The sequence below is a fragment of the Allobosea sp. CER48 genome, assembly GCF_044752385.1.
In the GTDB taxonomy this organism is placed as follows: Bacteria; Pseudomonadota; Alphaproteobacteria; order Rhizobiales; family Beijerinckiaceae; genus Allobosea.
Genome location: NZ_JBIWYK010000145.1, coordinates 1 through 7,061, shown reverse-complemented (window position 1 = coordinate 7,061; position 7,061 = coordinate 1). Strand labels below are relative to the sequence as shown.

Sequence of the window (7,061 nt, the reverse complement as noted above, 5' to 3'; positions counted from 1 at the left end):
CTTCTGGAGGGTGTTGCCCTCCGTGAGCGGGATGGCGACCGTCAGAACCGTCGCCGCGGCGGCGACGGCCGCCAGCAGCGCCAGCATGAACTGCGGGTCGACGAGGCGATCGACGATCTGGGAAATCACGGTTCCACCTCAGATATCGAAATTGATCATCCGGCGCATGATCAGAACGCCGATCGTCATCCAGATCGCACTGCAGACGAGGGCAAGCTTGCCCGCCTGGGTGATCCAGAGCAGCTCGATGTATTTCGGGCTGGTGAGGTAGAGGAGAAACGCGACGGCTGGCGGCAGCGTGCCGATGATGGCGGCGGAAGCTCTGGCTTCCATCGAGACGGCCTGCACCTTGTCGCGCATCTTGCGTCGCTCGCGCAGCACGCGCGACAGGTTGGCGATCGTCTCCGAAAGATTGCCGCCGGTCTTCTGCTGGATCGCGATGACGATACCGAAGAAGTTGGCCTCCGCGCAGGGCATTCTTTCATAAAGCTTGCCGCAGGCGTCGGCGAGCGGCAGGCCGAGAGCCTGAGCCTCGACGATCTGCCGGAACTCGCCCTTGACGGGCTCGTTGGCCTCGCTGGCGACGATACGCAGGCAGTCGTTGACGGGCAGGCCGGCCTTGATGCCGCGCACGATCACGTCCAGGGCATCGGGGAACGCGATGCCGAAGGTCTTCAGTCGCTTCGCCTTGCACCGCTTCAGGAACCAGGCCGGCAGGCCCAGGGCGCCGACGAGAAGGCCGGCCGCGCCCATGGCGGCGTTGCCGCTCGCCAGGAAGAGCACCAGGCCGGTTACCACCGAAGCGGTCGCGCTGACGGTATAGTAGGTCCGGCGGGTCCAGGTCAGGCCGGCCTGGGCGATGCGAGTTTCGAGCGTCAGCTTGTGGCGCGCCTTCTCGCGGTTCTCGAGCTCCTTGAGGCTCTGCGCGACCTGGCCGCGCTTGGCGCGGGCGGCCGCTTCGCGATCGACGCTGCGGATCGCCGTCGGGCCGGCGAATTCCTTCCGCCGCTTCTCGGCGCGCTTTTCGCCGCTGAGGATCGGGTAGATCAGCGCATAGGCGACGCCGCCGACGGCGAGCATGACCAGCAGGGCGAGAGCGAGCGTGCTCGTATTCATCGCCGGCTTCCCCTCTGCGTCCGTGGCTCAGACGGCATGGCCGTCGTTCGCCTCTTCGAGTTGGTCGAGAGCCGCGGCCAGCCGCTGCTCCTCGCCGAAGTAGCGGGCGCGCTCCCAGAAGCGCGGCCGGCCGATGCCGGTCGAGCGGTGGCGGCCGAAGAGCTTGCCCGAGGAGTCTTCGCCGAGGACGTCGTAGAGCATGAGATCCTGCGTCGTGATCACGTCGCCTTCCATGCCCATCACCTCGGTGATGTGAGTGATGCGACGCGAGCCGTCGCGCATGCGCTGTGCCTGAATGATGACGTCGATCGACGAGCAGATCATCTCGCGCAGCGTCTTCGACGGCAGCGAGAAGCCGCCCATGGTGATCATCGACTCGATACGGCTGAGGCATTCACGCGGCGTATTGGCGTGAAGCGTGCCCATCGAGCCGTCATGGCCGGTGTTCATCGCCTGTAGCAGATCGAAAGCCTCCGGGCCGCGCACCTCGCCGACGATGATCCGCTCGGGGCGCATGCGCAGGCAGTTCTTGACGAGATCGCGCATGGTGACCGCGCCCGTGCCCTCGAGATTGGGCGGGCGGGTCTCGAGGCGTACCACATGCGGCTGCTGCAGCTGCAGCTCGGCCGCGTCCTCGCAGGTGATGACACGCTCGTCGTGGTCGATGTAGTTCGTCAGGCAGTTGAGCAGCGTCGTCTTGCCCGAGCCGGTACCGCCGGAGATGACGATGTTGCAGCGGACGCGGCCGATGATCTTCAGAATCTCGGCGCCGGGCGGCGAGATCGCCCCGAACCGCATGATCTGGTCGAGGGTCAGCTTGTCCTTCTTGAACTTGCGGATGGTGAGGGCCGGCCCGTCGATCGCGAGCGGGGGAGCGATCACGTTGACGCGCGAGCCGTCGGCGAGGCGCGCGTCGCAGATCGGCGAGCTCTCGTCCACCCGTCGCCCGACCTGGCTGACGATGCGCTGGCAGATGTTCATCAGCTGCGCGTTGTCGCGGAAGCGGATATTGGTCAGCTGGATCTTGCCGCCGGTCTCGATGAAGGTCCGGTTCGCGCCGTTGACCATGATGTCGGCGATGTCGTCGCGCGCGAGCAGCGGCTCCAGCGGGCCGTAGCCGAGGACGTCGTTGCAGATGTCGTCGAGCAGTTCCTCCTGCTCGGCGATCGAGAGCACGACGTTCTTCAGCGAGATGATCTCGTTGATGATGTCGCGGATTTCCTCGCGCGCCGATTCGGAGTCGAGCTTCGCGAGCTGCGAAAGATCGATGGCCTCGATCAGCGCCCCGAAGATCATGCTCTTCATCTGGTAATATTCGTCGGAGCGCGCCGCCGCCTCGGCAGGCGCGGCCTTGCGCTCGTCGAGGACCGGCTGGGCCGGCTCCGGCTTGCGTGGCGCCGGCTGCAGGGCGGCTGGCGCCCGCGCGGTCAAGGCCGGTGTCGTCGCGTTCGCGGATCGCTTCCCGAACATCTCAGCGCACTCCCATGCGGTCGGTGCGGGCACGCCTCACCGCTACCCCGTCGCTCCGGGGGCCGACCGGCCGGTCCTTCGGGCCCGCTCGCCTCATCAGGACGCCTTGCGGAGTTTCAGCTTCGAGACGAGCGGCTCGAGCAGACTGCGCCGGTTGCGCTTGGCCTCGCCACGGCCGGTCAGCGCGCTGGCGATCTGCGTGAACGCTTCGCTCGCCTTTCCGTTGGCCTGGATCTCAGCGATCATCTGCCCGTTGTTCAGAGCGGTTCCGAACAGCTGGGCGTCGAAGGGAATCGTACTGAGCACATCGATGCCGAGCGCCTTGGCGAATTCGCCGGGGCCGATCTCCGGCCGCTTGGGCATGCCGACTCGATTGAGCACGAGGCGCGCGACCGCATCGTTCGGGCGGGTTGCGCGCGACAGGTCGACGATATTCTTGGCGTTGCGCAGCGAGGCGAGCTCCGGCTCCGCCACGACCAGGATTTCGTCGGCGCCGATGAGCGTGCGCCGGGCCCAGCTGCTCCACTGATGCGGCACGTCGAGCACGATGCAGGGCACGCTGGCGCGCAGCAGCTCCAGCAATGGATCGAGCGCTTCTTCGTCGAGGTCGATGGTCCGGTCGAGCACGGCCGGCGCCGCGAGCAGGGCGAGGTTCTCGCTGCAGCGGGACAGCAGCCGGTCGAGCAGGTTGGAGTCGAGACGCTCGGGCGCGAAGACGGCTTCCGCGATGCCCTGTGGCGGGTCCTGATTGAAGTTGAGGCCCGCGGTTCCCCAGGCGATGTCGAGGTCGACGATGACGGTCGAGGCGTCCAGGTTTCGGGCGACCGCCCAGGCCATGTTGTGCGCAACGGTCGAGGCGCCGACCCCGCCCTTCGCGCCGATCACCGCGATGACGCGGCCGAGATGGCGCGCGTCCGGCGCGACGTAGAGCTCCGAAAGCGCGCGCAGCAGGTCGAGCGTGTCCAGGGGGGCGATCAGGTATTCGCTGACGCCCCGCCGCAGCAGGTCGCGGTAGAGCTGGATGTCGTTGACGTGGCCGATCACGATGACCTTCGTGCCGGGGTCGCAACTCTCTGCCAGCGAGTCGAGATGGCCGGTGAGCGCGGCAGGGTCGGACAGGGTCTCGACGACGATGACGTTGGGGGTCGGTGCCGTTCGGAAGGCCTCGACGGCCGCGGCCGGGCCACCCATCTGGATGCGGGCATGAGTCTTGTCCATGCGCCGGTCCGCGATGGCCGCCTGCATGGTTGCGGCGACCGCGGGCGTTTCGCAGAAGGCCTGCAGCGTGATGCGCGGGAGCGGCGCGATGACCTCTTCCCTGGGCGCTTCGAGAATTCCCGGCGCCTCGTTCGTCGCGGATTGCATCAGGGGCCGCCTCCGACCGTGCTGTTGATCTGCGGTGTCTGCTGGCGATATTGGGTCGACGGGTCCTTGCCGTCGCGGATCTTGGCGATCGCGCCCATCCGCTTGACGATGTCGGGGCGGCCCTCGTCGCGAGCGCGGACGAGATCGATCGGGTCCGCAACCTGTGCCGCGAGTGTCGCCTGCGACGAGCAGCCGAAGTTCCAGTAGGCCTCGTTGGACGCCGAGAACTTGTAGTCGGACACGCCGAGATCGGTCGGCCATTGGCCGCACTCATGCGGCACGGCCGCTTTCAGCGAGGCGAAAGTCAGCCGGATCGGGGAGGCCAGGCCGGGGTCCTGAACCGGATAGCTGCGCACGGCGATGGCGCCCGCAGGAACGCCGTTGCGCGTCAGCGCGGCGCGGATGCCTGCCAGCGTGTCGTGGGTGGCCCGCTCCCGGCGGACACCGGACGGCACTTCTGCGACCACACCGCCCTTGCCGGAGCGGCGGTAGTCCTGGGCGAAATCCGCGACGTCCTCGGCCTGCCGGCTGTCGAGCGGCGCACCGGCGCGCCCGACGAAGACGTCAAGCGAGCGCGGTGCCTCGCGCAGGACGATCGGGTGACGCTCGCGCACGTCGACGGGGGCCATCGCCGGCGGATCGCTTTGAGCGCTCTTGCTGGCGCAGCCCCCGGCAAGCGCGCCGGCGGTCAGGGCGGCCATCACCAGGCGCTTGGCGATCGATCTGTCTTGGAAGGGAACCGTCATGGTCGGGCCGTCCATCATGGTGCTGTCCATCCGGGTCGGTCAGTCGGCGATGAAGCCGACGCGGCCTTTGTAGGCCTGCGGGATCGGCCCGCCGCCGCTGCCGTAGAGCTTGTTGAGCCGGCCGAGCAGGATGGCCTGCGCGTCGTGGGTTTCCACGAAGCCGTCATCCGGCCGCTGGATCTCGTTTGGCTGCATCGGCTTGGCGATATAGGGCGTGGCGGTGATCATCAGTTCGGTTTCCTCGCGCTGGTAGTCGCGGGACCGGAACAAGGTGCCGATGATCGGCAGGTTCATCAGGCCGGGCAGGCCGTTCAGGGAGGTCTTGGTGACGCGCTGGATCAGGCCAGCCGTCGCCAGCGTTCCGCCGGACGGCAGCTCGACGGTGGTGTCGGATTTGCGCACGCGGAAGGCCGGGACCGTGACGTTGGGCTGGCCCGGCCCGCCCTGGAGCACGATCTGGTTCTCGAAGTCGAGCTCGGTGACCTCGGAGGCGATGCGCATGCTGATCTTGTTGGCCGAGAGCACGATGGGCGTGAAATTCAGAGCCACGCCGATCGGCTTGTACTGGACGCCGATGGTGCAGACGGCCTTGGCCGGATCGCAGGTATAGCCGCTCGGCACGGGGATTTCTCCGCCTGCCGTGAACTTGGCGCTTTCCCCGGAGATCGCGGTGACCGTCGGCTCGGCGAGGACGCGCGCGAGGCCTGCCCGTTCCAAGGCTCGCAAGGTGAAATTCTGGGAGTTGCCGATGCCGGCACCGATCGCCGTCGCCGAGAGAGCCTGCGGCGAGAGCGAGAAGGGATTGTCGATCGACGGCGTGATCGAGAACTTGCCGAGCTTCCACTCGCCGCTCGAATTGATGCCGAGCTGTTTGATCGCCTTGCGGGAGATTTCCGAGACGGTGACCCGCACCATCACCTGGTCGCGGTCCCGGATCGTCAGCGAGTTGATCACAGAACCCTTGGTATTGGTCTTGTCGGAGACGCCGACGAAGGCATTGGCGATGTCGACGGCCTGGGTCGCCTCGGATGCGTTGGGAACCGTGCCGACGAGAAGGATGGAGTCGCCCGCCGGCTTGATCTCGATCTGGGAGTTCGGCAGCGCCGTCCGCAGGGTCTGCCGGAGCACGTTGAGATCGCGCCCGACATTGATTTCAAGCGCGGTGATCTGGCGGCCTTCGGCATCCATCACGAACATCGAGGTCGCGCCGTCGGCGATGCCGATGACGAAGAGCTTGCGCGCGGTGCGCACGACCGCATTGGCGACCTTGGGGTTCGCGACGAAGACCTCCTTGGCGTCTCGCGGCAACTCGATGACCAGCGACCGGCCGATCGAGAGGTCGAGCTTGCGTGAGATCGCGTGCTCGCTTGCCCCGACGTTCAGGACGGGAGCGGGGCCGCTGCCAGGCGATTGGGCGCCGGCCGCCCCGGCCCCCAGAACGAACGCGAGCGTTGCGGCGAAGCGGAGAGGGGAACGGATCATGGCTTGACGCTCTTCGAAGTGACGCCATAGCGCACCAGGGTCATGGCATTTTCGGCCTGTGCGACGGGGGCGGAGCTTTCGCCCGCATCCTTCAGGCTGCGCAGCGCCAGCGAGAGGGATCCGCTCTTCTGGCTCTGGATCAGCACCTCGACCTGCCTGGGTTCGACCTCGAGCGTCGCGGTCTCGCCGACTACGACCTTCTCGCCGTTGCGTTCCTGCACGTTCTGGCCGATCGCCAGGACGCGGATGTTGCGCAGGATGGTCTCGCTGGCGAAGCCGTCGCCCTGCCCGGATGCGGCCTCGCCGCGCCAGGTGCAGATGACGTCGACCCGGTCGTTGGGAAGGATGAAGCCGCCGGCGGTGCTGGCACCGCGGCTGTCCGTGCTGATCGCCACGGCGCGCATGCCAGTCGGCAGGACGGCAGAGAGAAACCCGGTCCCGTCGGTCTTGATCAGCTTTTCGCGCCGGATCGGCTCGGCGCCGAGGATGGCGTATCGCGCGACCTGGCCGATGATCTCCTTCTCGGCCTCGGGGGCTTCATCCTTGCGGATGATGCCGCCGGGCACGCTCGCGAGCGGCCAGTCGAGCCAGCGCAGATCCTTGTTCGTCACCGTGCTGCCGAGCGTGATGTCGGTCGCGGCGACGAGGACGGGCACCGTCGGGGCCGGTTCGAGCTTCGTGACCGGCGCCGGCGCCTGAGACGGACGCTGGGCGAGCAGTGCAGCCGCGAGGCCGGCCGCCAGCGCGACTATGAGAATGATGATGCGTGCAGGACTCATCGACGTCCGATCCCCAGCCAGACGAAGCTGGCCCTCATCGAGGATCGTCGCGGGGAAACGTCAAATTATGGTTAACCGGACGTATAAGGTCCGACGAAAGTTG

6 protein-coding genes are annotated in these 7,061 nt (G+C 67.2%); all 6 read right to left on the bottom strand.

Annotated features, from left to right (window positions below):
* Positions 1-138 precede the first annotated feature (138 nt).
* On the bottom strand, positions 139-1,116 hold the full coding sequence (locus ACIPIA_RS07670) for a type II secretion system F family protein (protein ID WP_400508220.1): 978 nt from the start codon (positions 1,114-1,116) through the stop codon (positions 139-141).
* Positions 1,117-1,143: 27 nt separating this feature from the next.
* Positions 1,144-2,586, bottom strand: a complete 1,443-nt coding sequence (locus tag ACIPIA_RS07665; RefSeq protein ID WP_400508218.1) for a CpaF family protein — start codon at positions 2,584-2,586, stop codon at positions 1,144-1,146.
* Between the two features lie 96 nt (positions 2,587-2,682).
* Positions 2,683-3,951 carry an AAA family ATPase gene (locus ACIPIA_RS07660; RefSeq protein WP_400508216.1) on the bottom strand — a complete coding sequence of 423 codons (1,269 nt, stop codon included), beginning with the start codon at positions 3,949-3,951 and terminating at the stop codon, positions 2,683-2,685.
* Positions 3,951-4,697 (bottom strand): CpaD family pilus assembly protein, encoded by a 747-nt coding sequence (locus ACIPIA_RS07655; protein WP_400508214.1) that lies wholly within the window; start codon positions 4,695-4,697, stop codon positions 3,951-3,953. The genes ACIPIA_RS07660 and ACIPIA_RS07655 overlap by 1 nt, the downstream gene beginning before the upstream one ends.
* 39 nt (positions 4,698-4,736) lie before the next feature.
* Positions 4,737-6,179, bottom strand: coding sequence for a type II and III secretion system protein family protein (locus ACIPIA_RS07650; protein ID WP_400508212.1), 1,443 nt, complete (start codon positions 6,177-6,179; stop codon positions 4,737-4,739).
* A complete protein-coding gene (gene cpaB, locus ACIPIA_RS07645; RefSeq protein WP_400508210.1) occupies positions 6,176-6,958 on the bottom strand; it encodes a Flp pilus assembly protein CpaB in 783 nt (260 codons plus the stop codon). The genes ACIPIA_RS07650 and cpaB overlap by 4 nt, the downstream gene beginning before the upstream one ends.
* Between the last annotated feature and the right edge of the window lie 103 nt (positions 6,959-7,061).